The following is a 22,435-nucleotide window of genomic DNA, read 5'->3' as shown; positions in this document are numbered from 1 at the left end:
TTCACGATAGCGACACGCTACGTTGTGATTAGCGAGGAAGATAGCGCTGCCGCAACGAAATCAGGCGATGTCGCGGTCCAAGCTGGAGCATTCAGCGCCCACATTGCGAGCCTCGAGCCCCAACCCGTTCGTCGCTGACGCAAGAATTCCTTAAGGGGCCTGTCAATATCCATCTTTGGCAGCACAATCCTGGGTCACCTCGCATTGCAGTGAAGGTTCGCGCGCCCTGAAATGCGCCGGCAGCCGGTGCTGCGAGGAGGATTCTCTCGCGTAGTTAGCGGGCACCGCATATCATTTCACATCAGCCTTTTTCCAAGCGCCTGGCAGCCGGCCTTCTCCTGCGCGCACATCGGAAGGTGCGCCAAATCGGATGCAATGACTTGTGCATCATTGACGCGTTTTACGGCCGCGAGTTCGCCAAAGCACCATCTCCAATGCAAGAGGCGATGGATCATCCTCAGCTTCCATCTCCTAGCTCCTGCATGTGCGGTTGGTGACGCAAGCGTCCAAAGCCCTACAATAAGATGCGGCGATTTAAGACGCCCGTCGGAGACCGATACAAAGCCCCCTTGCCGCTAGACGCGTAGATATTCCTTGAAACGGCACGCGGATTGCTGGGTAGCGATCAACCAGTTGCTGCGACGGACGCCTCGCGGCGGAGCCGGAGTTCCAATGAGGCTTATCCGATTTATCCTGATCGATCTGGCTTTGATGCTGCTCGCACCCGAGAATGCAGAGGCCATGACTATGGCGACCGGCGCAAACTTCAAATCGGCTACCAAAGCTGCGGGATCCTTGATGCGGCTTTCCGGCTCCGAGCCAGTATTCAGCGCTGGTGTGAGCCGATATCTTTACTGCCTAACCTCCCAAGCCGCGCCATTTGGACATTCAGCAGAAGCCCTCAGCCCGACCAAGCAGGCTGAGAACCTCGCGGTGCTGGAAAGGCGCTTTGCCTCTCATTGGCAAGTGCACCGGGCAGCGTCCGATTGTCACGATGCTCGCGGCGAGGAGATGCTCAACAAGCCTCTGGTCTTAACACCGATCTGCAGTCCGCCGCCGCACCTTATGCCTTCACCCGAGCAGAGACGCCGTGCTGGAGCGGCACAGACTGGATTGTCGCAAGTATGGCCATCATCTCCATTGCATCGATTGTGCTCCTGACTTGGATGGGAAGATAGAGCACAGGCGCAGGTTCATGAGAGAAGCAAAAACGGCCTATATTGAGGTTTCCTTCAACGGCTCTAACGCAAACATTCCGCTCGATGCGCAATTCTGCCTACCAGCCAAAGGGGTCACAGCGATTTTCGGTCCGCCTGGGTGCGGCAAGACCACAATCGCGCGCTGCATCGCTGGCGTGCAGCGTCTGCCGAACGGATTTTGTGCGGTCGATGGAGAGATTTGGCAGGATGAGACGACGTTTCGACCGCCTCATCTGCGTCCCGTCGCATATGTATTCCAGCCACCAATTCTTCTTTCTCATTGGTCTGTACGGCGCACCCTTCTATACAAGGCGTCGAAATCGACACCGACACTGATCGATTTTGATGGTGTGGTCGAATTGCTCGCCTTGGCGCCACTGCTCGAGCGTTCGCCATCACATCTTTCCGCGGCCGAGCGACAGCGACTGGCCCTTGGCAGCGCGCTGTTAGGCCAGCCTCGGCTGCTTTTGCTGGACGATCCACTCATTGTGCTCGACCGCTCCGCCAAATGCGAGATCCTGCCATTTCTCGAGCGCATGCGGGAAAAGCTCCCATTGCCGATGATCTACATCAGCCATGACATCGCTGATATCGAGCGTTTTGCCGATCATCTTGTCGTGATGAAAGATGGCGTCGTGACTGCGGCCGGTCCGCTCAATGTCGTTCAGAGCGATCCGGCGCTTGCCAAACGCGGCGAAGCAGCAGTCTGTCTTGATACCGTGGTCGGCGGCTATGACGGACGATATGGGCTGATCATCCTCCGCCTCAAGGGGGCGCGCCTTCTGATACCTGGAGTGCCGCTTAGACCGGGCGCGCAGCTGCGGCTGCGCATCGCAGCCGGCGACGTCAGCATTGCCTGCGAGCCCCCGCGTGCAAGCTCAATTCTCAATGTATTTCCGGCACGTATCAAAGCCTCTCTCCCGTTCGGCGAGGCTGAGGTCACCTTGGTTCTGACTCTTGAAACTGGCCGTTCTGGCGTGCCGCTTTTGGCGCGCATCACGCGCCGCTCCTTTGATGCGCTACGGCTCAGCAATGGAGCGGACGTGTTCGCGGAGGTCGGGCGCGCCGTTCCGCTCGCGCCGACCGAGCGGCTGCTTGCACGCATGCCACATCCGCGCCCGAACGTTCGACAGCTATGCCCGGATACGAAAAACACATCAACAGGATCCCGGCCGTGATCGATAATCCGAATGAGATAGATCCGAATAGTGTGGGGGCAATTCTCTACCGTCCAAGAGACGATGTAGATAGGCTACTGGCCGATTTCGCTCAGGATCTCGCGCAACAAGGCGTACGCATCGGCGGCATCGTGCAGCAACACTCGAGGCGCGCAAATGGCACGCACGTCATGCTCGCAATCGACGTTGCGACGGGACAAGAGATCTCGATTTCCCAGCCACTCGGCAGCGGAGCTATGTCCTGTAATCTCGATACAAATGGGCTTGCCGAGGCCGCAGCTGTCGTTTCCCAGGCACTTTGTAACAAGATCGATCTCCTCGTGATCAGCAAATTCGCCAAACAAGAAGCAGCTGGCCGCGGCCTGCGCGCCGAATTCGTTGACGCGATCACCCGAGGCGTACCAGTCCTGACAGCCGTTCCGAAGAAATGCCTTGCCGACTGGCGAACCTTCACCGCGGGTGTTGGCACGCTGCTGCCTTGTGATCGTCAATTCTTGAAGAAGTGGTGGTTCGATATCTCAACGCGCGTGGCGCGCAGCGGGGCCTTCAGCCCCAGCTGCGGTTATTTGGGGACGACGATACCGGACCGCTTGATGACGACAGTAAGACTGTCGAGCACGTCGGCTCCGAAATCGCCCATCAGACTCCTTCGCCGCCTCCGAAAACAGCCTTAGCTCTGGCGTCCGCTCCCATGCTCTGTGCCACCGTGATGCCTTGCGAACGTGCCGATTGCGGACCTTCAATGGCGAGACGTCGCAGTTCAATCAGCTGCGCGCGCTAGCCAGTTCAAGCCGACATCAACCTCTCAGTCGGTTCTGCAGTGCCTGCCGGTCGACGACGAGATTGCTAAGGTTCAGGTCCGGCTGCCGTCTTCCCGCCAACCGCCTAGCCAGCGCCCGCGTACCGTCGAGCACAAAGACACCGCAATCGTAGCCGTTCCTCTGCTGGCGTATGGGAGCGTTTTGCAGGTTGGCCCCCACGCGTTGTGCGAGCATTGCTGCAGGGCTATCATTGTGCCCCCTGGAGGAGTCGTAGTGGTAGGCAACGGGATTGTTGCGATCGCGGCGGTCCACCAGCAGCAGCGACCAATGGGAGCCACGGTGATTGAGGTCCGTAGCGCTGGCATCGTTCACCGGCAAGAACAGGAAGTCGGCTGTATCGTTCCCATTCCGATCATCGACAATGCGATGGAATGCGCGGAGCGCGTCGGCCTCGGTAGCCTGACCCACCCGAAAGGCCATGAGAGGATCTACAAACCGTATCCGGGCGGCGAGGTTGGGATTGCTTCCCTGCAACTCCTGCGACAGGAGCTCGTAGTGCCGCTGGATATGCTCGTCGCCCAGCCAATCCCTGGCTCCGAGCACCCGCCCGCTGAGGTCGCCGGCAGAAGCACTCGCACCCGAAGCGGCGACCTGGGCTTTAGGAATCGAGGATGGGCCAGGATGATGGATAAGCTGAGCGTCGCGGCGTCCTCGCGGACCCAACGTGGTGGAGTAGGTCTCACCGTTGATGGAGACCGGCTGCGGTGCCATTCGCGAACTCGGCAATAGCATCTTATTGTCCAATACATCGAGCAGGAAATCCGGCACCGGCTGTGAGCCATGCTGCCAATCCTCCCCAACGAGATATCCTATATCCGAGCTCTTGCGGCATGCCTGACGCCCCGATGAAGAACGGGGGTCTGCCGGCAGGGCTCAGCACCGGCCCTGACTGGGCATCGTCACGCATGTCCTGCGGTGTAGATGGCAGGTCAACTAAAGAACCGAGACCGATGTCTGAGGACCGAGCTGGTTCGCCCTTCGGCGTTGGAAAGTCGAAATAGGACGGCAGTCGCGGGGACCAAGTCGAGCTCGACCCAGCCTGCTCCTGCAAACCGGCTTGACCAAACGGGCCTAACACCGGCGGCCATTCACCTTCGGAGGGCGGCGTCGGCAAGTTTCGCATCCAGGACGAGGTTGAGTTCGATGCTTGCCTCATCCGAAAAGCGACGGCGTTCGCGCACTCCTCCTGGGCAGCGTCGCATGCGGCACATCGGGATCGATATAGGCTGTTCCATTCCCGTTGAAGGACGTTCCAGGATTTGAGACTTGCGCTGCAAGTTCTGCTTCATCTTCGGTTCTTCACGCCAATGTCCTCACATCCGCTACAAACCGGGGCGTGTCTGCACAGCCACATGCTCCAATGCACTTAAGATCTTGAGACGTTGAGGTCTCTCCTTGTGATCATGAAGCTTCAGAGCGTTCGCCGCATCCAGACTATACAACCTGACGCTACGTACACTTCTAGCCCCCATCGCCGCCGCGGCGAGCCTGGTTGGCTTTCGTACGCGTTTCAGGACGCGGCAAATCCTCCCAGCTTGGTGAGCTACACCGCTTCAAGCGCCTCAAGCGCGAGGCGCCGTCCCCCATGACTACTAAACACCGTATTTGGCAGCGGCGAGGATTGGGGTCTTACTCAGCTCAATCTAATCGTCGCGGCGATACGCCCGCTCTTGTTTGCGCCAGATTCCACAAAACCACGCGGCTTCGTTAGGTTCAGTACTCCCGTTAAAGGCCGGCAGGCCGAGAGCCGTGACGCATTCGGCACATCAATGTCTCGATGAAGCGGTTTGCTCTGAGGGACGCAGAATCGGCTTTGACCAGACTCTTGCAGCCGAACACCTCAGGCGCTCGCACAAAGGTCGAGTGTTCTCATGGCGTTTTGTGTGTACTCCAGACGACCGTCAACTTAGTGTTGATCGACGCTCCAAGCGCGCGAGCATGCCTATACCAAGCCGCTGGGCTGGCTTCGTTGCGACAATTCCAATCCTGAGAACGGATGGCATATAGCTTGCTTCACCAGTGAGGTCACGATCTACAAAAAGCAAATTTGTGAGGACAGCATGCTCGGAATTGGAAGTCAGTTGCCGCCGTTCGAAATCACAGGTGTGAAGCCCGGCTTTCAAGCGCAGGAAGAAGAAGGACAGAGTGCATTCGAGACGCTGACCCAAACGAGCTTTCCAGAAAAGTGGAAGATCATCTTCTTCTATCCCAAGGATTTTACCTTCGTCTGCCCCACCGAGATTGCTGAGTTTGCTCGGCTTTCCAAGGAATTCGCCGACCGTGATGCGGTCGTACTGGGTGGTTCGACTGACAACGAGTTCTGCAAGCTCGCTTGGCGGCGCTCACATGTCGACCTGCACAATCTACAAATCTGGCAGTTTGCCGACACAAAGGGAACGCTCGTTGATGGTCTTGGCGTGCGTTCACCCGAAGGGGTTGCCTATCGTTACACCTTTATTGTTGACCCCCAAAACACGATCCAGCACGTCTATGCGACCAATCTCAATGTCGGGCGCAGTCCTAAGGACACGCTCCGCGTTCTGGACGCGCTGCAAACAGACGAGCTTTGTCCATGCAACCGCGAAATCGGCGGCGAAACCCTGAAGGTTGCTTGAGGCGCAGCATGTCGTCGATCGAACAGCTGAGCAAAACGATTCCCGATTTCGCCAAGGACGTCAGGCTCAATCTGACGTCCTTGGTGGCCGATGAGACGCTCTCGCCGCAGCGACAATATGGACTGCTGCTGGCGAGCGCGATCGCCACCCGCAATGCAGCCGTAATTGCCGCAATCGAATCGGCTGCGGTCGCCGTGATGACGCCTGTGGCGATTGCTGCGGCGAAATCCGCTGCCTCGGTGATGGCGATGAACAACGTCTACTACCGATTCGTTCACCTCGCCTCTAACCCGGACTACAAGACGATGCCACCACGGCTGCGTATGAACGTGATCGGAAGCCCTGGTGTCGACAGGTCGGATTTCGAGCTGTGGTCGCTTGCGGTTTCCGCCATAAACGGCTGCGGTGCTTGTATCGATGCCCACGAGAAGACGCTGCGAGCCGCGGGCGTGAGCTCCGAAGTGATACAGACCGCCGTGCGCACTGCTGCAATCGTGCATTCAGTGGCGACCGCAATCGAGGCCACCGGGCCGAGCCAGGCGACGGCCTAGTTCCTCCTCCCGCCGTCCGGCCGATCCTTGTGGCGCCACGCAGCGGCGCCACACCAGTGCCTTGCGAGTCCCTAACGAGCGTCATACCCGCAAGGCACCTCTTGCGTGACATCACCTTTGAAGCGTGCCTAGCTCAAATTTGCACGCACCGCGCCAGAGGCGAAAGTGCGCGAACGATGCGGCGAGATTGTAAGGTCGGTTAGAGCGAGCGCCTTGCGCTGCACATTCACCTCATCCTCACCCAAACTTGAACAGCACCCCATATCCGCCGCGCGGATAACTCCACTGGATATCGCTGGTTGGCTCGGCGATCACGCGGCAGGTGCCGCACTCGATGCACCCGTCGACAGTTATCTCAACCTGGCCATCGTCGTTGAGCTCGTAGCATCGCGCGGGACAGGCTTTCAAAAGTGCAAGCAGCTGCGGCGACGGCGTCGTGTGCGCGCGTACCTTGACGTGAGGGTGACCGACGTCGACAAGATAGCGGTTATAATACAGCTTGTCTTCGACGCGCATTGAGGGTTCGACATTCATCCTTTGGCCTTCCATTGTTGGACTTCACACTTTTGCGGTCAGCGCCAGGCCCGGGCAAAACGACAAGCATCGCCGAACAAACCTGCCCATGACCGCGCCTTAACAAAGGATTTAAGGGTCGCCTTCTCCTTCTCAGCCTTGGGCGTACCATCGACGCGCACAAAGTTTTGCATCGCCTTGGAGATGAGCTGCGGATAGGTGAGAAAGAAGTTTTGTGAGTGGGTATGCATCAGGGGCGGCAAATCCTTGTACTTCTTTAGATCTTTGATGACGAAGGAATCGTCCAGCATCTTCTTATAGATCGACAGATTTGCTCCACTCATCGGCTCGCCGCGCGATTTCACCAGACCTATCGCTTCGGCGGCGATGCGGCCGGAAGTCATCGCGAGATTGGAGCCCTCACGATGAATGGCATTGTTGAGTTGGGCCGCATCGCCCACTACGACCCAGCCTTCCCCATAAAGCTGCGGGATCGACTTGTACCCGCCTTCAGGAATGAGATGCGCCGAATATTCCTTGACTTCGGACCCTGCTATCAGGGGCGCCACAGAGGGATGCCTCTTGAATTGATCGAGCAGGCCGTAAGGCGTCTGGCCCGTGCGCTGGAAGTCGGCGACGAGACAACCGATGCCGAGCGAAATGCACTCTTTGTTGGCGTAGATGAAACCCATTCCGGTCATGCCGCGGGAAATGGTACCGGCCGCCTCGATCACGACGCCTTCATCGCCCTTGAGATTGAAGCGCGCCTCGATAGTCTCGCGAGGCAAGAAGTGCATCTCCTTCACCGCGAGCGCAACGTTATCGGGTGTCGGGCGCGCGCGTAGGCCCGCGCGCGTCCCGAGCAGGCCATTGACCCCTTCGGCCAGCACGACGACATCGGCATGTATTTCGCCGTCTCGGCGATCTGTACGAACACCGACGATCCTTTCACGCTCGTCCCGTACGAGCTCGGTGACGGTCGTCTCGCACAGCACGGTCGCGCCCGCCTCCCGCACCTTGGAAGAGAACCATTTGTCAAACTGCGCGCGTATAATCGTGTAGCGGTTCGGCCGTTCCTCGTTGAAGTCGTCTGAACGATAATGCATGCCGACATGGGAACGATCGTCCATCATCCAGAACCGCTGCTCGATCAGGTGACGTTCGAGCGGCGCCTCCTCTCGAAATTCGGGGAGCAGCTTTTCCATCATGTCGGCATAGAGGATGGCGCCCTGCACATTCTTCGATCCGGGATATTCGCCCCGCTCGAGCTGCAGCACCTTCATGCCGCGTTTGGCCATGGTCAATGCCGCCGCGTTGCCGGCCATACCGGCTCCGACCACGATCGCATCGAATCTCTCTTCAATCATTATCATCTCCTTCTAGACAGCGATCCGGGCGCGCGAATTCGGCAAAAGCCGGGCGCGAAATGCGGCCGTCAGCGCCGGTAGCAATTGAATGGCGTCACTGACGATCGCGAGATGGGCGAAGTCAAAGATCGGAGCGTTCTTGTCAGTATTGACGGCGACGATTAGATCCGCACCCTCCACGCCAACCCGGTGCTGGATCGCGCCGGAAATGCCGGCGGCAATATAGAGCTTCGGCCGGATGGTTTTGCCCGTCTGGCCGATTTGCCGGTCAGACGTAACCCACCCTTTTTGCACGAGAGGACGCGAGCAGCCATATTCAGCGCCAAGCAGAGTTGCGAGCTCGCGCACCAACCGAAAGTTCTCAGGCGACCCCAGTCCCAGGCCACCCGCAACCACGACATCGGCATAGGCCAGATTGGACGTTTCTGCATCGCGGTCGGGTAGGAACGACAATACTTTCGTGACAATATCGTCTTCGACAAGGCCGAGCGGATGGACGATGATACGAGCGGCATCGCGTACGACGCGCTCAGGCATCGGCATGACCCGCGGGCGGACGGTTGCCATCTGCGGACGATAATTCAAGGTATAGATCGTGCAGAGCAGCGAGCCGCCAAAGGTCGGACGCGTCGCCGCAAGCGAACCATCGGCGTCGACGTCCAGCGCGGTGCAGTCGGCAGTGAGCCCCGTCGACAGGGTCGTCGCCACGGAACCTGCGAGATCGCGACCGAGCGTCGTCGCCCCCAACAGTAGGATCTCGGGCTTGTAGGTGTTGACGAGTTCGGTTAGCGCTTTGGTGTAGGATTCGTTGCGGTAATCCGACAAAACATTGTCGCTCACGAGATAGGCCAGATCGGCGCCATAGCAAAATGCGTCAAGCGCGGCGTTACGTGTGTGCTGCCCCTCCGGACCGATAACAACAGCGGCAAGATTCACCTTTAGCCTATCGGCAAGCCTGCGCCCCGCACCCATGAGCTCCCAGGAAACCGGATGAACCTGGCTGCGCTCCAGCTCGACGAAGACCCAGACGTGCTTGTACGCCTTGAAGTGCTCCGGCAGTTCTTTTTTGGCTGCTGCGCGGCCGGACGCCGCCGGCATGGCCGTTCTGGTGGCATTGCTCATACTCTAAATTCCCCTGAAAGATAGGCGCGCCCGCGCCACAGGTTGCTTTTTAGCTTCGTTAACTGAAGATCACTTTTGGTCAGCAATCGGCCGGCTGCTCGGCCCCGTATGCTTAGTCGGACCGGCCTCACAACAAGACGCGTCGTCGCGATAGACGTACTGGTCCGGCCGGATTTGGCGAGGTCTTCCACACTGAACCCTTGCGCTTCGCGTTCGACGAGCGGCACCGCGGCGGCCAGGGTGCCGCGGTGATTCTGACCGTTCGCTTCCATGCCTGAGTTGGCGAGTCCGTTCGCTGCGCAATACCTGCGCGTCACTTTCGGTACAGCGGCGCCACATTGACTGTGACGACGAGGGCGATCCTGGCAACGCACCTGTCACACAATCCATGCCGAGCCTCCAGCGCCGACAACCCGTGGGCCGACGGTGGTCCTCTTTGCTATCCGCCATGAGATGGAGACAAATCCGAGCGGAATCGGGGGGCGGTTTGATGCGGATGACGCTGTGCATACCCTCTCCAGGTGTAGCGCGAACAGGCGACTTATCCATTGACCACCATCTCACCGTCGATACGGAACTTCGATCGCGTCAAAGACCGTTTCGAACGGACCTGGCGAGATCGTAGGCCACGAATGATGGCGCAGGGCTCGGCAGGCACTAAATGCAGCATCATGGGTCTTCCTTCAATCTCATCTCGGACGGCTACCATCTGCCGGCATCGATGATCGGATCGGCAGGACAACAGCAAGTGTCGTACCAGTTGCAAAAACCATTGAAAGTCAGTCGAAAGTGATGGTTTGGCAGACACTTGAAATATCCGCTGATACCGTGGACACGACCAGTTCAGACATGGGTCGGGAATACGACAGCCGCCGCTCGGGTGATGGCTGCAGAGAGTTGACCCGGATAAAGACGAAGGCCGCGCATCGGGTTGCCACGTCGCCCCGTCGGGCAAACCTTGCTTGCAGTGGAGCGCGAGATCACTTCAGCTCGCTCAACGGGACAAAGGCCGCGGCCTTCTTAGGGTCTGCGACGGCATCCTTCAAAACTTTGAACACTCGCTGGTCGATCGGTGACGATGCCACGAAATCGGCATAGGCCTGCTCCAGCATCGCCTTGCACCGAGCTCTGATTTCCGCCTCTGCGGCACCAGCAAATTGCTCCTTTGCAAGATATTGTCCCATGCGCTTTAAGATGTGAAGGCGCGCGACATTCACGATTTTAGGGTCGTAATCGACGCCAAGCAGCGAAAAAAAATCCTCTGCCGACGAGGCCTTGCTGAGCCGATCCAGGATACCGGCTGCCGGGGTTGAGTTGATCATCGAAAATCCTCCTTCGGATTAGCTCTCGACGTTTAACGAGATGGGGCGGCTCCTGCTGACTGCTGCCGTCCTGCCTCGCACAGCTGTCCGTCGCCAAAGCCTGGTTCCGGAAAGCGGTGCCCTCAACTTCGCTGCTCCAGATTGGCAGGTCCGCCGGTGACGACGTAAGCTCCGATGAAGATCCGGGATCAATCGCCAAACCACGATCGAGGTTGACGCTCGTCAGGACGGTCGCCGGACCGGAAATCAGCCGCGCGAAAAGAGGCCGATTGGCAGTCCGGGGACGGCTCGCCATTGGGTAGGAGATCACAGCATGTATGGCGGAAGGGCAAGTAAGATCTGGAGGTGAGATCGCGCCAGGGGATCTGACGTGCGAAAGCTGGACGCCGTTCGCGCCCATCAGCGCTATCGGACACCGTCCTTTCGGCGCGTCGGTTTGCGAATGGTCGACGCAAATGCTGTTGGACACGGCTTTTCACGCGGGGTGGGTTGCCAGGCATCCGCACACGTCGCGCCAGATCGCCGCCACGGTTTCGCGCTCGACCGGCCGCTTGTGCTCGATGGCATATTTGCGGACTCGCGACAGAATCCGTCTGGCTTGATCGGCGCTGGCGACGAGCTGCAGTTCATCGAGTAACGCGGTGATCGCCCCAAGTCCGGAATGCTTGCCGATCACAAAGCGGTTGCAGCGGCCAAGCAAAACGGGATCAAGCGATTGATAGGTGCGTTGATCCTTCAAAAGGCCATCGACATGAATGCCGGATTCGTGCGTAAATACATGCTCTCCGACGATGGCCTTGTTCATAGGAATCGCACGTGCGGCCGCGGCTGCTACCACCGCGGCGACGTTCTCGAGCTCCGGGAGTATGATGCCGGTCTCGTGCCCGTAGAGCTGCTTGAGTGCGACCGCGATTTCCTCGAGCGGGGCATTTCCGGCCCGCTCGCCCAGCCCGATGACGGTCACTGAGGCGTGGCTCACGCCAGCCTTGATAGCGGAGAGCGTGTTGGCGGTTGCGAGTCCGAGATCATCGTGACCGTGAAATTCGAGTTCGAGATCGGTGGTCGCACGCAGATCCTTGACCAGCGCGTAGGTTGCGTCGGGATCGAGCACACTGAGCGTATCTGCAATACGAAAGCGACGCGCGCCCGCGGCTTTTGCAGTTGCCATCAGTCTGATGAGAAAATCGAGGTCGGCGCGGGAGGAGTCCTCACCACCGACGGCGACCTCAAGTCCGCGCGCACAGGCATAGCCCACCACTCGCTTGACCCGTTCCAGCGCCAGGTCGTGATGACCACCTAGCTTGGCCGCGATCTGGACATCGGAGGTCGGAATCGACATATTGATCATGGACACCTTTGCTTCGATCGCCGCGTCGACATCCGATTCCCGCATCCGGCACCAGCCTATGGTGGTCAGCGGAAGATCTGCTTCGACAATGGCGCGAATGGCGGCGATCTCCTCGTTGCCCATCGCCGGCGTTCCCGCCTCGATCTCCGTGACTCCGGCCCGCGCCAGCGCCTGCGCGATCGCCAGCTTTTCCTCTGTGGTGAACGCAACGCCAGGTGCCTGCTCGCCGTCGCGTAATGTCGTGTCGTTGAGCACGGTGGGCTTGGCGCGCACCTGGTCGGACCAAGACGATTTGGCGGCGGTGTTGGCGGCAATCACGCGAGAGCTCCTCATTGTTTGACCTACCTAAGCTTCAGCAACCAGCATGCCAGCCCGTCGACCCAGGCAACCCACGGACGAAGCTAACGCTTCGGTCCTCGACCCCTCTTCAGCAAATGGATTGTCGCGAATGCGACAGGCTCATGAAGCGGACGCCTTGCCTGTTGCCACGCCGAGTTCGAACGCTAATGCAATTGCCGCGCGCCGGGATATCGAGAATTGTCGCGGAGCACTTGGGGCCCGCCGCCGCCTTGGACACATGGTCACTCGCTCGCATCGAAACGGCGTCAGCCGCGCCCTCAACCTCCCGCGCGGCTTACCAAATCCGGCGAGGCTTTCTCGGATGACGGGGCGATCGCGGACCCTTGTGGCAGTTCAGATGGCCAGTCGCCGGCAACGACCGGCCGAGCCGCCTGCAACAGAAAATCGCGCCGGCGCTCGGCCATCCGGCTCTCACCGCTTTCTTCGCCGAAGCAGAGGTTGAAGTCGTCACATTGCTTGCACACGGGTGTTGTGCACATCACGAGACCTTCATTCTCGCAAAGCATGCGGTAGAAGAAGCGCTTCCAGCGCATATTGTTGACATTGCGCGCGGCGAGCGGCGCGAAATGGCGGCTCAGCAGCCGAGAGAGTTCGGCACGATTGCGCAAACCGAGAGCTTCCCACAGATGTTCTGGCTCAATGGCGCGTCGCGCAATCATCGCAGCCAGCCAGCGGCCGATATCCCCTTCCGTCGAGCGTTGCTTGAGCAAGAGATCGCGCAGCATTGCGATCTCGTCGTCCTCTTCGCACTTGAAAGCCGAGAGCTGCTCCGCGAGCTTGATCTCAAGCGAGGGAAAGTACTGCTCCAGCAAGGCCGCCAGTTCAAGGCCGGACAGGCCGGCCTTCTCGGGAAGGGAGCCACCATCCATTGTGGCAGCCGCCAGGATAGACGCCAGGACATGGCGATCGAAATTGCTGTCAATGGCAATATCGGCATCTGCAGGAGGCACACCGGTGAGCAGACGGTAGGTTGCAATTCCCCTGTGTATCTGGCTGTTGGCATCAACGGCACAAGCAGCCATGAACGGAAGGTATTGCGCTTCGAACATATTTTGAGGGTTCCACAGCAGTCAGGTATGCCCTGCCGCATCCTTGTTTTGGCAAAATCGATCGTCAGAATGCCGGCCTCCCGGATGGGCGGTGAGGGAGACCGGCATCCGTCGCGGCGCCTTCACAAGGCCGCGACTCGCGACTTTTACGAGGCCGCGAGTTCGGCGGCGGTCTTGCCGATGATGGATTCGTCCACGGGCTTCATAATGCCATGCTCCATCAGCATGTCCTCGAGCTCGTCCATGGAGATCGGCGTCGGGATGATGCCTTTGCCGCCATTGTTGTGAACCTTGGTCGCAAGATTGCGATAGTGATCGGCCTGCTTGGAATCCGGTGCATATTCCAGCACCGTCATGCGGCGTAATTCGGCATGCTGCACCACGTTGTCGCGCGGCACGAAGTAGATCAGCTGAGTGCCTAGCTTCTTAGCCAACGCCTCCGCTAGTTCCAGCTCCTTGTCGGTCTGCCGCTCGTTGCAGATCAGACCGCCCAGCCGCACGCCACCAGAGTTCGCGTATTTCAGGATGCCCTTGGAGATGTTGTTCGCGGCATACATCGCCATCATTTCACCGGACATCACGATATAGATTTCCTGAGCCTTGTTCTCGCGGATTGGCATCGCAAAGCCACCGCAAACGACGTCGCCGAGCACGTCGTATGAGACATAGTCAATGTTCTCGTAGGCGCCGTTCTCCTCCAGGAAATTGATGGAGGTGATGACGCCGCGGCCGGCGCAGCCGACACCCGGCTCAGGACCACCGGACTCCACGCAGCGAATGTCCTTGTAGCCGACCTTCATTACGTCCTCGAGCTCGAGGTCCTCCACGCTGCCGGCGCTCGCTGCAAGGCTCAAAATCGTGTCTTGCGCCTTGGCGTGCAGAATCAGGCGGGTCGAGTCCGCTTTCGGGTCACATCCTACAATCAGAATTTTCTGACCCATCTCTGCCAGGGCCGCCAGCGTGTTCTGCGAAGTGGTCGACTTGCCGATGCCGCCCTTCCCGTAGAACGCGATTTGTCTCAGTGAAGACATGTTGCTCTCCATCAACCTATTTGCCAACAGTTGCACGCTTCTTGCGCGCTAGATTGTTTCTCTCTCAGAAACGGGGGCACACGGGTTCAAGGGAAGGAGCGCATTCGTCTTACGCGTCGGCGTGCACTCAGCCCTCACTCAGTGTTGCTGCCGCTTATTAGCAACCGCCGTGCCAACGCTTGACCGCGCTCCTTAAGCTTCTGATTACGTTTTTTAAAAACCAACCAGCCGGTGAGCGATCCTGGCTGTTTTGGATCTGACAGGATCTGCGCGGCTGTCAGAAAACGAACAACGACCACAATCATCAACGCGAATAGCCGGTTTGGCGGGACCTGTTCCGATGCCTTCAGGTCTGGAACGGAACTTGCTGCTCTTCTCGCAAGTCGGGCGATTTGAGAAAGTGAATATGCCGGTCGGGCTCGAAACCTGGCGGACCAGCGGCGAGTGTTGCAAATACGGTACGGCGCTTGGTGCGCTGACATTGGAGATGATCGGCAAGAAATTTGAATGGCCTCCCGAAAGCAGCAGCGCCGTGCCAATCGTTCAGCTCAGCGCGCCTTCATAGGTATATCGTGGCGACAATCATCTTTTATCAGAAGCCCGGCTGCGCCACTAACGCACGTCAGATTCAAGCGCTGAAGTCCGCCGGACACGACGTGATCGCCCAAGACATTTTAAAGGAGCTATGGGATACGGAGGAATTGCGCCGGTTCCTCGGCAACATGCCCGTCGACTCCTGGTTCAACCGAGCTGCGCCCCGTATCAAGTCAGGCGAAGTCAATCCCGACACTATCGACGCGGCAAGCGCACTCGCATTGATGGTGGGCGATCCGCTCCTGATACGACGACCGCTGATCGACGTAGACGGGGCACGATATGCCGGATTCGATCATGAGCCCGTGCTGTCGCTGCTTGGCCGCAAGACGAAAGATGATCTTAAGGGATGCTTGCACGAAGCAAACCGCACGCGTTGTCCGCAGACGTGAGGAAACAACGGAGCGTACCCCAGGCCATCAAGCGAGGCAAAGAATGACGTTCCCTACGTCCGGCTTCCTTCACGGGTAGTAACCGAGGGGACCTTTGCTGAGACGGCCCGCGCCAGTGGCTGCTCCGTAAGGCGGCATCGCCCATGTTGCACTCGAATGCTGTGCTTCTCGTCTTCGCAGTGTGTGAGAGGCCGCCGCCGTTGCCGCCTTTATCACGCACGACCACCGCGGCCTGGATTGGATCAGAGCACCAAGCCGAGAGGTAGTTTCTTGAAGAGATTCGGCTCTCTTGAATTGAATAACGATCAGAACAGACCATCACGCTTCGCGGCAGTGATCCTTATGCAACTTAGCGGCATAATTGCGCTACGGCCGCTCCCATTTTGATCGGTATCAAATCCTCCGCCATTCCCCATGTGTGACAGAGATCTAGCGCGGCTCCTCGCGCGAACTTTGGAATGGAGAATTCGATGAGAACAAGGACAGTTCTGACGAGGGCATCGCTCCTCGCGCTAGCGGCCTCGTTAGCCAGCATCTCGGTACGGGCTGCGGATCTGAGTCCGGCGCCGGTCTACTATAAAGCACCTCCAATCGAACCCTTCAATCCATGGATGATCCGCCTGCGCGTGCTCGGCGTTTTGCCGGATACCGCAGGCAGCTCGGTCACCGTTGCCGGGGCGCCCCCACTGTCCTCACCAAGTTCTGGGCTTTCGATCAGCGATCAAGTCATACCCGAGCTCGACATCACCTATTTCTTCACAAGAAACGTTGCCGCTGAACTCATCCTTGGCGTGACCAGCCACCACATCAGCGGCACTGGCGCGCTCACTGGGCTCGATATCGGCAAAGCCTGGCTGTTGCCGCCAACGCTGACCCTGCAATATCACTTCACCGATTTCGGCCCGCTCAAGCCCTATATTGGTGCGGGCATCAACTACACCGCATTCTTCAACCAATCGGCAGCGAATACGTCGCTCGCCGGCCTTGCCGTGACGGATTTGCGCATCAGCAACAAATTCGGCGCGGCGGTCCAATTCGGCTTCGATTATATGCTTAATCGTCACTGGGGCCTCAACTTTGACGTGAAGAAGCTGTGGCTGCGGCCGGAGTACTCCGCGACCGTAAACAATGCGATTGCCGTCACCGGGCGCGCCAATATCAACCCATGGCTCGTCAGCGGCGGCGTCACCTACAAGTTCTGACGCTAGAACAGGACCAAAAAGGGGAATCGGTTTGATTAACCGGACGCGGCGCGCTCATCGAGCTTGTCCCCTAACCTCACCATAGTGCAAGCAAGGAGCGAGATGACGCGTCAAGGGCGCGTCATTTCGCAAGACACGGGGAGCGCTTCGCAGCATTGCTCTCGCTGTGAGCTACGGATCGCGCGGCATGGAGTGACGATACAAAAACAGGTCGACCCAGCATATGATCATATACTCGTTTCGTCGCGCGTTGCCAGGACGCCATTTGCCTATTGGGCCGGAGAAAAAAGGCAGCACGCCGCGCCAAGGTCAATGACCTGCTGTTCGCAGACCCGGAGCGTGAAGCCTCCGCTCAACCTCAGACGATCCGACCTCCGAGCGGCCAGCTCATGGACGGACAAGCCGTCCATGCTTGCTAGCCCGGGCAAGTGGCCGCTAGGCGAAGCCTCTAGCTTCGCTTTAGCACCATCACGAGGCGGTCGACACGTTTGCCCTGCTTGAGGTGGGAGTTTACGACTTCGTCAACGTCCTCAGGCGTGGTCGCACGATACCACACTCCGTCGGGATAGACGACCATCAAGGGACCAGAGTTGCAAAAGCCAAGGCAGCCTGCCATCGTGAAGCCAATATCGTTGAGGCCTTGAGCTTCGATCGCCTTGGCCATTCGATCCCACAGGGCTTGCGCGCCGGAGGCGCCGCAGCTGCCGTGCGGATGAGTTGGCGGACGCTGCGTGTTGCAGGCAAAGACATGATGCCTATAAAGTTGAGGAAGCTCGAATTCGGTTTCTGAGTTCATGCGCCTATCCTGTGATCAATGCGCTTCATCTGAAAAGAGACAAGGTGCGAGCACATCGCCCCCGCAATTTCTTACGATTGAACGCCGCATCGACCAATTGATGCTACTGATTCCCACTCGCGCTTGCGAAAGCAGGCGAAATGAGCGGGCGCCATCGTGATTGTCGTCGCTGAAGATCAGCGATAGATACCTTCGCGTCCGGAGCCGCCTCCTTGATCAATTCCAACCTCTTCTGCCGTCATCGTGATCATTTTTACTCGCGCATCACTTGCTCACCATCCAACTTCTCCAAAGCAAGTTGCACACCAGATGCGTAACGTTTGTTTCTGCAATGATCCCTTGCTTTGCCCGGCGCGACTTACACTTCTTGCCGAGGTTGCGACAATTTCGTTCGCTTCTGTTTCGGACACGACAAACCTCGCATAGCGTTTGACCTCCCGCTTCACCCTTCTGCAGTTCGTACGCAGAATAACCGAGAATCTCGGCTATTTTGCCCAGCTCTTGCGCTATCACATCTTGGAATGAGCAGCGATCTTCATGACCCTCGTGCCGCCTATCGAAGAGCCTTCATTCTCGATGATCGCGCGGAGAATCGAGCGCTCTGTTCTGCCATGGCGTGATCGGCTGGCCGCATAGTCCGGCGCGAGTCCACAGCATCTTTTCGCCCTGAAGCTGGACGCTGCGTTCCGCCGCTGCCCATCTATCGTTTGCCTCACAGATAGCGCCTGTCGCGAGAGCTCAACGAGGCAGGGATGATCGCCGAGCCACCATTGAGGCTGCAGACCAAGCCAGCCGCAATCCCCATTGGCAGCAAGTTAAACCGGCAACACAGCGGTCCCAGATTGGCCCCACACCTCGCACGATACACGTCAACAGGCGCTTGCAGCCGCAAATGCGGAACGACGAGTACGGTCTCATTAATGCATTTGCTCCTAACCGGTCCTAGCTGACGATAGTGGCGCCATTTGCTAAGGGCGTCGCACGAACGGAGGTTTGGCATGGCCGTTGCAGCAGCCAATAACGCCAGCTGCGCCGGCCGGCCAAAGACTTCTGACACAGGATCGTCATTCCTCCTGGCCAAACGGTCCTGTCAGTCTGGGTCTCCCAGACGATGCCCTCGGCGAACTCCAGCCGCCGGGGGCATTTCCCGCTCGAATATATCGCCGGTAGTAGGAAGCATGTCCTGCCTACCGGCTCGATTTGGCGAGCTAGCGCAAGAGCAGCTTCTTGGTGCGGCGGAGGTCGCGGAGTGCAAGGCCGCAATCCGGCGGGCTGCCCGCGCTCACGAGTACGACGGCCTCATCCGACGGCAAAGCGCCGTAGGCAGGTTGAGCACAGCAAAGCGATAGGCGCGTTAGTCCGGTTGGATCGTGATATCCATGGTTTCGTCGCTCTCCCCGAACGGGTCGGCAAACCGATCGTCCTCTATCAGCTTGACGCCGCACAGGCAGACGTCACCTTCGATCACGGCGAGCGCTACCGGCTCAAGCGATTGTCCATCGCAGGGGCCGTCGATGCACATCCCAGTGTCGATCTCGAATCTCGCACCGTGCCGGCCGCATCTGAGAAAGGAGCGGTCCGCCGAGAAAAACGCACCGGAGCCGATGTTGAGCCAGACGCTCTCATGCGGACAACGATTGACGTAACCAAAATAGTCGTTGCCGAAGGTGCGCACCACAATAATTGGAAACGGCCGGCTCTCGCCCCTATCGTCTATCCGCGACAGACTAAAGCCCATGGCCCCACTCCGCTCGATGGCATCGGCCGGACAGACGGCAAAAACCTCGATCCGATCGCTCATCAGGTTGCCGATTTCCGGTTCGCTCATCGCGGCCTCGCAGTTTCCTGCTTGAAGGCTTCGATCGCAGTCCGGCTCAACCGAAAAATCCCACGGCCACGAGCGAGCGGCCGATAAGCCGAGCTGGCACGGGCGTTGAGGACATCAAACCATTGGTTCGGCGTGAACTTCGCCGGACGGTCGCTGATTTGGATCACCCTCCCGTTCGGACCGAAGCGGACGTGAATGATAACTTCTTGCGAGTTCATACCGATTCCCTGTTTTGGTAGCTCTAAACATCCCGAGCGGAAAACGACGATCTCGACTGTGATGTGCTCGGTTTCGGGCACCTTGGCGCGTGGGTCTCAAGCCGCGCCTTGGACGCGGCGCCTTCTCTATTATCGAGCAGGTCTTCTTCGGACTCGCTTGGAGCATTTTCTCTTGCGGCCTTCCCAGACGAGTACATGCCTCCAGCGGCATCCGGCGCGCTCCCGCATTTGTTTGGATCACGATGTGCGCCCGGCAACGCCGTCACAAACGACGTATCCTCGGTCTCTTGCTCATCTCCCGCGACGACGAAAACTACGATCATCGCAATTCAATCCTCGTTCTTCCGTGTCGTGGATGACGAGCACCTCAGTAAATCGCCGCACCCGCTCCCACGTTGATCGACGCATCTTTCATGGTCTCGACGATAAACTCGATCTGCTGGTTCGTGAGATGGGTGTGAAACGGAAGCGCCAGAGCGCGATCGGCTATTCTTTCCGCAACCAGGAAATCGCCACGCCGATAGCCGAAGTCAAAGTAGTGGCGTTGCAAGTGCAGCGCTTGGCTATAGGCAGCGGATTCAATCCCTGCGCCGCGCAGATCATCGATAATGGCGTCGCGCCCCGATCGCGTGAATCGTGTTCCCAGATGAACGAGATAAAGCAACCAGTTCACCTCGGTCACATGGGGCCCAACATAAGGAGGCTTGATGCCCTCAAATGATTGCATATGCGCGTTGTAAAGCTGCTCGACCAACCGACGCCGCTCCAGGATTTCATCGAGACGCCTAAGCTGCGCCAGGCCCAAGGCAGCCGTGAGATCGCTCATGCCGGCCTGGTAAGGTGGCGTGCTACCGACCACGACTGAGGAGCGCTCGTCCAGACGATGGAGGCGATGGCGACGCAAGCCGACCGCGATGTCGATATCGTCGGTCACCACCATTGCGCCTTCGCCACAGGTCAGGGCCGCCGGCTGGGCAAAGTCGAACACCGCGAGGTCACCAAACCGGCCGACGAGCTCACCCTTGTAGCTCGACCCGATCGCCTCGGTGGAGTCCTCCAAAAGCAGCAGCTGATGGCGCTGCGCGACTACGCGCAGGTCCGACCATGGCGCGGGATGACCGTTGGGATTGCCGGCGACAATCGCCCGCGTGTTGGCCGTGATGCGCTCTTCGACCTTCGCTGGGATCAACGCTCCGGACCAATAGTCGATATCGGCAAATACCGCTCGTGCGCCTGCGAGACTGATGGCATGCGCGGTCTCACGAAAGGAGTAGGGCGAGACGATAACCTCCTGCCTCGGGCCGATTCCGAGCGCCTTCAGCGCAAGCAGGAGCCCGATGGTACCACTCGAGACTGCAACAGCATGTTTGCGGCCAAGATAGGCGGCGAAAGCGTGCTCAAACGCCTCAGTGATCCGCCCGTTTGACATTTGCGGCGAACACAGCAGCGTTTCCACGGCAGAGAGTTCGGCGAAAGTGATATCGGGATCGGACAATGGAATGAATGATGTATTCTCCTCCACAGTGTGCGCGCCATCAACCCGATATTCTGCTAGTTCAGTGCTCACCGCCCAACATTCCTTTTGGCCAATACGATGCCGGTCGCCCGCGTCAGATCGGCCGTAATCTGCACGCAATGATCCGATCCATCGATCAGGTGCAGGTCGAAACGCGGAAACTGCCGGAACGGCTGATCCGCTACATCCGACGCATCACAGCGCACCCAAGAAAGCTGCGGAAAGCGGCGCCGCAGCTCGACGAACAGACGCATCTCGGCGCCATCGGCTGCAAGCAGCCGCTCGATTTGGATCAATTCCTCCGCGGTGAGCGCCATCGTGGCTCCTCTATGACTCGCCGAAGGTGGTTCGTCATTGCCAGAACAGACGCTCCGGGTCCGCGTTCAATTCGTCGATTGCAGACGTCAACCGATGGTAAAGGCTGTAAAATTCCCAGATTCCTCGCGCGTGGTTCTTGCGAAACAGCTTCCAGATCCCGCTCACGGCATCATAAAGAATCAGCGCGACATCGATGAGAGCACCATCCTTGTCGATGTTGCGCGAACAACAGGGGCTCTCGACGAGGTAGCCGCCCCTTACCGGCGTCACGTTCGGCGAGACGTAGAGGTATCGCTTGCGCGAACTCAAGCCGCGCTCTATCCGTCTGCGATCGAGCTCGTTGGGGTGAGGCACCAGCCCGGCCTTTACCTTTCTCATCAGCGCGGCATTCATAGCGAAAGCCTCCATTCAAGGCACTGTGATTTCTTCTTCAAGACAGCCGATGAGCAGCTGCTCACCAAAATCGACAATATAGATCGGCAGGTTCGCTTCTGTATGGATAGCGACGTTGATGATCTCGCCGGTCGCTCCGGCGGCGAGCAAGACTCCCTCGGGTTCCTATTGGGGAATGAGCTGTCGTTGATGAGGTCCACTGCGGTTTTGACCCGCTGGCCCCGCCGATATTTCGGAAAGCCGGGCTGGGTCATGACTCCTCCGGCAATGGCAGATCATCGATCTCCTCGCAGGCGTCCACCGGCTCTAGTTCCTTGCGCTTCATGCCAACGCGGTAGCCGCTTTCCAGAAACTCGACGCCGTAGATGTAGAATTGCTGCAGGAACGTGCCGATCGAGACGACGTAACCCACCTCTCCCTTCTTGACCAAAACGTCGCCAATCTCCTTGCCGCGATAGGTACCATCATTGCGGATGGTGCGATTGGCTCGCAGCTTTTGGCCAAAGCTGAAGAAAGGCGGCTCGCTGAGCTCGACGACGTCGCTGTCGCGAACGATGCTGTTCATGTACCGCTCCTCATGCATCGCTCTCTCGTAGAGATGCAGGGACGCCGCCTGGCCCACCGCAGGCGAGATCCTGTATCACTTCGTGCTCGCGCTGCATTCAGTCACATCGACGATGGCAGCGCCGGCCTGGAAGGCCG

23 protein-coding genes and 1 pseudogene are annotated in these 22,435 nt (G+C 58.7%); 7 read left to right on the top strand and 17 right to left on the bottom strand.

The annotated features are described in order from the left end of the window. Window positions 1–296: 296 nt before the first annotated feature. On the bottom strand, window positions 297–455 hold the full coding sequence (locus tag ACVIIV_RS14270; protein ID WP_456744753.1) for a hypothetical protein: 159 nt from the start codon (window positions 453–455) through the stop codon (window positions 297–299). Between the two features lie 740 nt (window positions 456–1,195). On the opposite strand from ACVIIV_RS14270, the gene modC reads away from it, so the two are divergent. Beyond that, window positions 1,196–2,377, top strand: coding sequence for a molybdenum ABC transporter ATP-binding protein (gene modC / locus ACVIIV_RS14265; RefSeq protein WP_456744752.1), 1,182 nt, complete (start codon window positions 1,196–1,198; stop codon window positions 2,375–2,377). Next, window positions 2,374–3,051, top strand: a complete 678-nt coding sequence (locus tag ACVIIV_RS14260) for a DUF2478 domain-containing protein (protein ID WP_456744751.1) — start codon at window positions 2,374–2,376, stop codon at window positions 3,049–3,051. Before modC ends, ACVIIV_RS14260 begins: the two co-directional genes overlap by 4 nt. Window positions 3,052–3,174: 123 nt before the next feature. On the opposite strand, the gene ACVIIV_RS14255 is transcribed toward ACVIIV_RS14260, so the two are convergent. Then, window positions 3,175–3,909: a Ulp1 family isopeptidase gene (locus ACVIIV_RS14255; protein WP_456744750.1), complete on the bottom strand. Its 735-nt coding sequence runs from the start codon at window positions 3,907–3,909 to the stop codon at window positions 3,175–3,177. A gap of 1,349 nt (window positions 3,910–5,258) precedes the next feature. On the opposite strand from ACVIIV_RS14255, the gene ACVIIV_RS14250 reads away from it, so the two are divergent. Together ACVIIV_RS14250 and ACVIIV_RS14245 are read left to right on the top strand one after the other, a co-directional pair. Continuing rightward, window positions 5,259–5,813: a peroxiredoxin gene (locus ACVIIV_RS14250; protein WP_456744749.1), complete on the top strand. Its 555-nt coding sequence runs from the start codon at window positions 5,259–5,261 to the stop codon at window positions 5,811–5,813. 8 nt (window positions 5,814–5,821) lie between these two features. Continuing rightward, on the top strand, window positions 5,822–6,364 hold the full coding sequence (locus tag ACVIIV_RS14245) for a carboxymuconolactone decarboxylase family protein (RefSeq protein ID WP_456744748.1): 543 nt from the start codon (window positions 5,822–5,824) through the stop codon (window positions 6,362–6,364). Between the two features lie 237 nt (window positions 6,365–6,601). Here ACVIIV_RS14245 and ACVIIV_RS14240 read toward each other — a convergent pair whose 3' ends face one another. The 8 genes from ACVIIV_RS14240 to ACVIIV_RS14205 form a co-directional block, all read right to left on the bottom strand. Then, on the bottom strand, window positions 6,602–6,898 hold the full coding sequence (locus tag ACVIIV_RS14240; protein WP_456744747.1) for a ferredoxin family protein: 297 nt from the start codon (window positions 6,896–6,898) through the stop codon (window positions 6,602–6,604). A gap of 38 nt (window positions 6,899–6,936) precedes the next feature. After that, window positions 6,937–8,244: an FAD-dependent oxidoreductase gene (locus tag ACVIIV_RS14235; protein WP_456744746.1), complete on the bottom strand. Its 1,308-nt coding sequence runs from the start codon at window positions 8,242–8,244 to the stop codon at window positions 6,937–6,939. A gap of 12 nt (window positions 8,245–8,256) precedes the next feature. Further along, a complete protein-coding gene (locus ACVIIV_RS14230; RefSeq protein WP_456744745.1) occupies window positions 8,257–9,366 on the bottom strand; it encodes an electron transfer flavoprotein subunit alpha/FixB family protein in 1,110 nt (369 codons plus the stop codon). 980 nt (window positions 9,367–10,346) lie between these two features. Next, window positions 10,347–10,688 (bottom strand): nitrogenase stabilizing/protective protein NifW, encoded by a 342-nt coding sequence (gene nifW / locus ACVIIV_RS14225; protein WP_456744744.1) that lies wholly within the window; start codon window positions 10,686–10,688, stop codon window positions 10,347–10,349. 475 nt (window positions 10,689–11,163) lie between these two features. After that, complete coding sequence (gene nifV / locus ACVIIV_RS14220; RefSeq protein WP_456744743.1) at window positions 11,164–12,354, bottom strand: homocitrate synthase; 1,191 nt, start codon at window positions 12,352–12,354, stop codon at window positions 11,164–11,166. A 299-nt stretch (window positions 12,355–12,653) separates the two neighbouring features. Further along, window positions 12,654–13,445 carry a nitrogen fixation protein NifQ gene (locus tag ACVIIV_RS14215; protein ID WP_456744742.1) on the bottom strand — a complete coding sequence of 264 codons (792 nt, stop codon included), beginning with the start codon at window positions 13,443–13,445 and terminating at the stop codon, window positions 12,654–12,656. A 146-nt stretch (window positions 13,446–13,591) separates the two neighbouring features. Continuing rightward, entirely contained in the window at window positions 13,592–14,476 is an 885-nt protein-coding gene (gene nifH, locus ACVIIV_RS14210) for a nitrogenase iron protein (RefSeq protein WP_027571409.1), read from the bottom strand. Window positions 14,477–14,610: 134 nt separating this feature from the next. Next, window positions 14,611–14,784 (bottom strand): hypothetical protein, encoded by a 174-nt coding sequence (locus ACVIIV_RS14205; protein ID WP_456744741.1) that lies wholly within the window; start codon window positions 14,782–14,784, stop codon window positions 14,611–14,613. A 32-nt stretch (window positions 14,785–14,816) separates the two neighbouring features. Between ACVIIV_RS14205 and ACVIIV_RS14200 the strand changes: the two genes are divergently transcribed. From ACVIIV_RS14200 to ACVIIV_RS14190, 3 genes are all read left to right on the top strand, one after another. Then, window positions 14,817–15,041 (top strand): hypothetical protein, encoded by a 225-nt coding sequence (locus ACVIIV_RS14200; protein ID WP_456744740.1) that lies wholly within the window; start codon window positions 14,817–14,819, stop codon window positions 15,039–15,041. A 7-nt stretch (window positions 15,042–15,048) separates the two neighbouring features. Further along, complete coding sequence (locus ACVIIV_RS14195) at window positions 15,049–15,462, top strand: ArsC/Spx/MgsR family protein (RefSeq protein WP_456744739.1); 414 nt, start codon at window positions 15,049–15,051, stop codon at window positions 15,460–15,462. Between the two features lie 470 nt (window positions 15,463–15,932). After that, the gene (locus tag ACVIIV_RS14190; RefSeq protein ID WP_456744738.1) at window positions 15,933–16,664 is read left to right on the top strand and encodes an OmpW/AlkL family protein; all 732 of its coding nucleotides are present in this window, start codon (window positions 15,933–15,935) and stop codon (window positions 16,662–16,664) included. Between the two features lie 448 nt (window positions 16,665–17,112). On the opposite strand, the gene ACVIIV_RS14185 is transcribed toward ACVIIV_RS14190, so the two are convergent. The 7 genes and pseudogenes from ACVIIV_RS14185 to ACVIIV_RS14155 all read right to left on the bottom strand — a co-directional run bounded on the left by ACVIIV_RS14185 (window position 17,113) and on the right by ACVIIV_RS14155 (window position 22,298). After that, window positions 17,113–17,460, bottom strand: a complete 348-nt coding sequence (locus ACVIIV_RS14185) for a (2Fe-2S) ferredoxin domain-containing protein (RefSeq protein ID WP_456744737.1) — start codon at window positions 17,458–17,460, stop codon at window positions 17,113–17,115. 1,354 nt (window positions 17,461–18,814) lie between these two features. Continuing rightward, window positions 18,815–19,288, bottom strand: a complete 474-nt coding sequence (locus ACVIIV_RS14180) for a Rieske (2Fe-2S) protein (protein ID WP_456744736.1) — start codon at window positions 19,286–19,288, stop codon at window positions 18,815–18,817. A gap of 585 nt (window positions 19,289–19,873) precedes the next feature. Next, complete coding sequence (locus ACVIIV_RS14175; protein WP_456748723.1) at window positions 19,874–21,028, bottom strand: DegT/DnrJ/EryC1/StrS family aminotransferase; 1,155 nt, start codon at window positions 21,026–21,028, stop codon at window positions 19,874–19,876. A 41-nt stretch (window positions 21,029–21,069) separates the two neighbouring features. After that, the gene (locus ACVIIV_RS14170; protein WP_456744735.1) at window positions 21,070–21,339 is read right to left on the bottom strand and encodes a DUF6129 family protein; all 270 of its coding nucleotides are present in this window, start codon (window positions 21,337–21,339) and stop codon (window positions 21,070–21,072) included. 34 nt (window positions 21,340–21,373) lie between these two features. Then, the gene (locus tag ACVIIV_RS14165) at window positions 21,374–21,733 is read right to left on the bottom strand and encodes a DUF3024 domain-containing protein (protein WP_456744734.1); all 360 of its coding nucleotides are present in this window, start codon (window positions 21,731–21,733) and stop codon (window positions 21,374–21,376) included. Window positions 21,734–21,748: 15 nt separating this feature from the next. Further along, window positions 21,749–21,987: pseudogene (locus ACVIIV_RS14160) on the bottom strand (nitrogen fixation protein NifZ). Then, a complete protein-coding gene (locus ACVIIV_RS14155) occupies window positions 21,984–22,298 on the bottom strand; it encodes a nitrogen fixation protein NifZ (protein ID WP_456744733.1) in 315 nt (104 codons plus the stop codon). Before ACVIIV_RS14155 ends, ACVIIV_RS14160 begins: the two are co-directional and overlap by 4 nt. Window positions 22,299–22,435: the final 137 nt, after the last annotated feature.

The sequence above is a fragment of the Bradyrhizobium sp. USDA 4354 genome (assembly GCF_054060315.1).
This window is presented reverse-complemented; position numbering and strand designations above follow the sequence as displayed.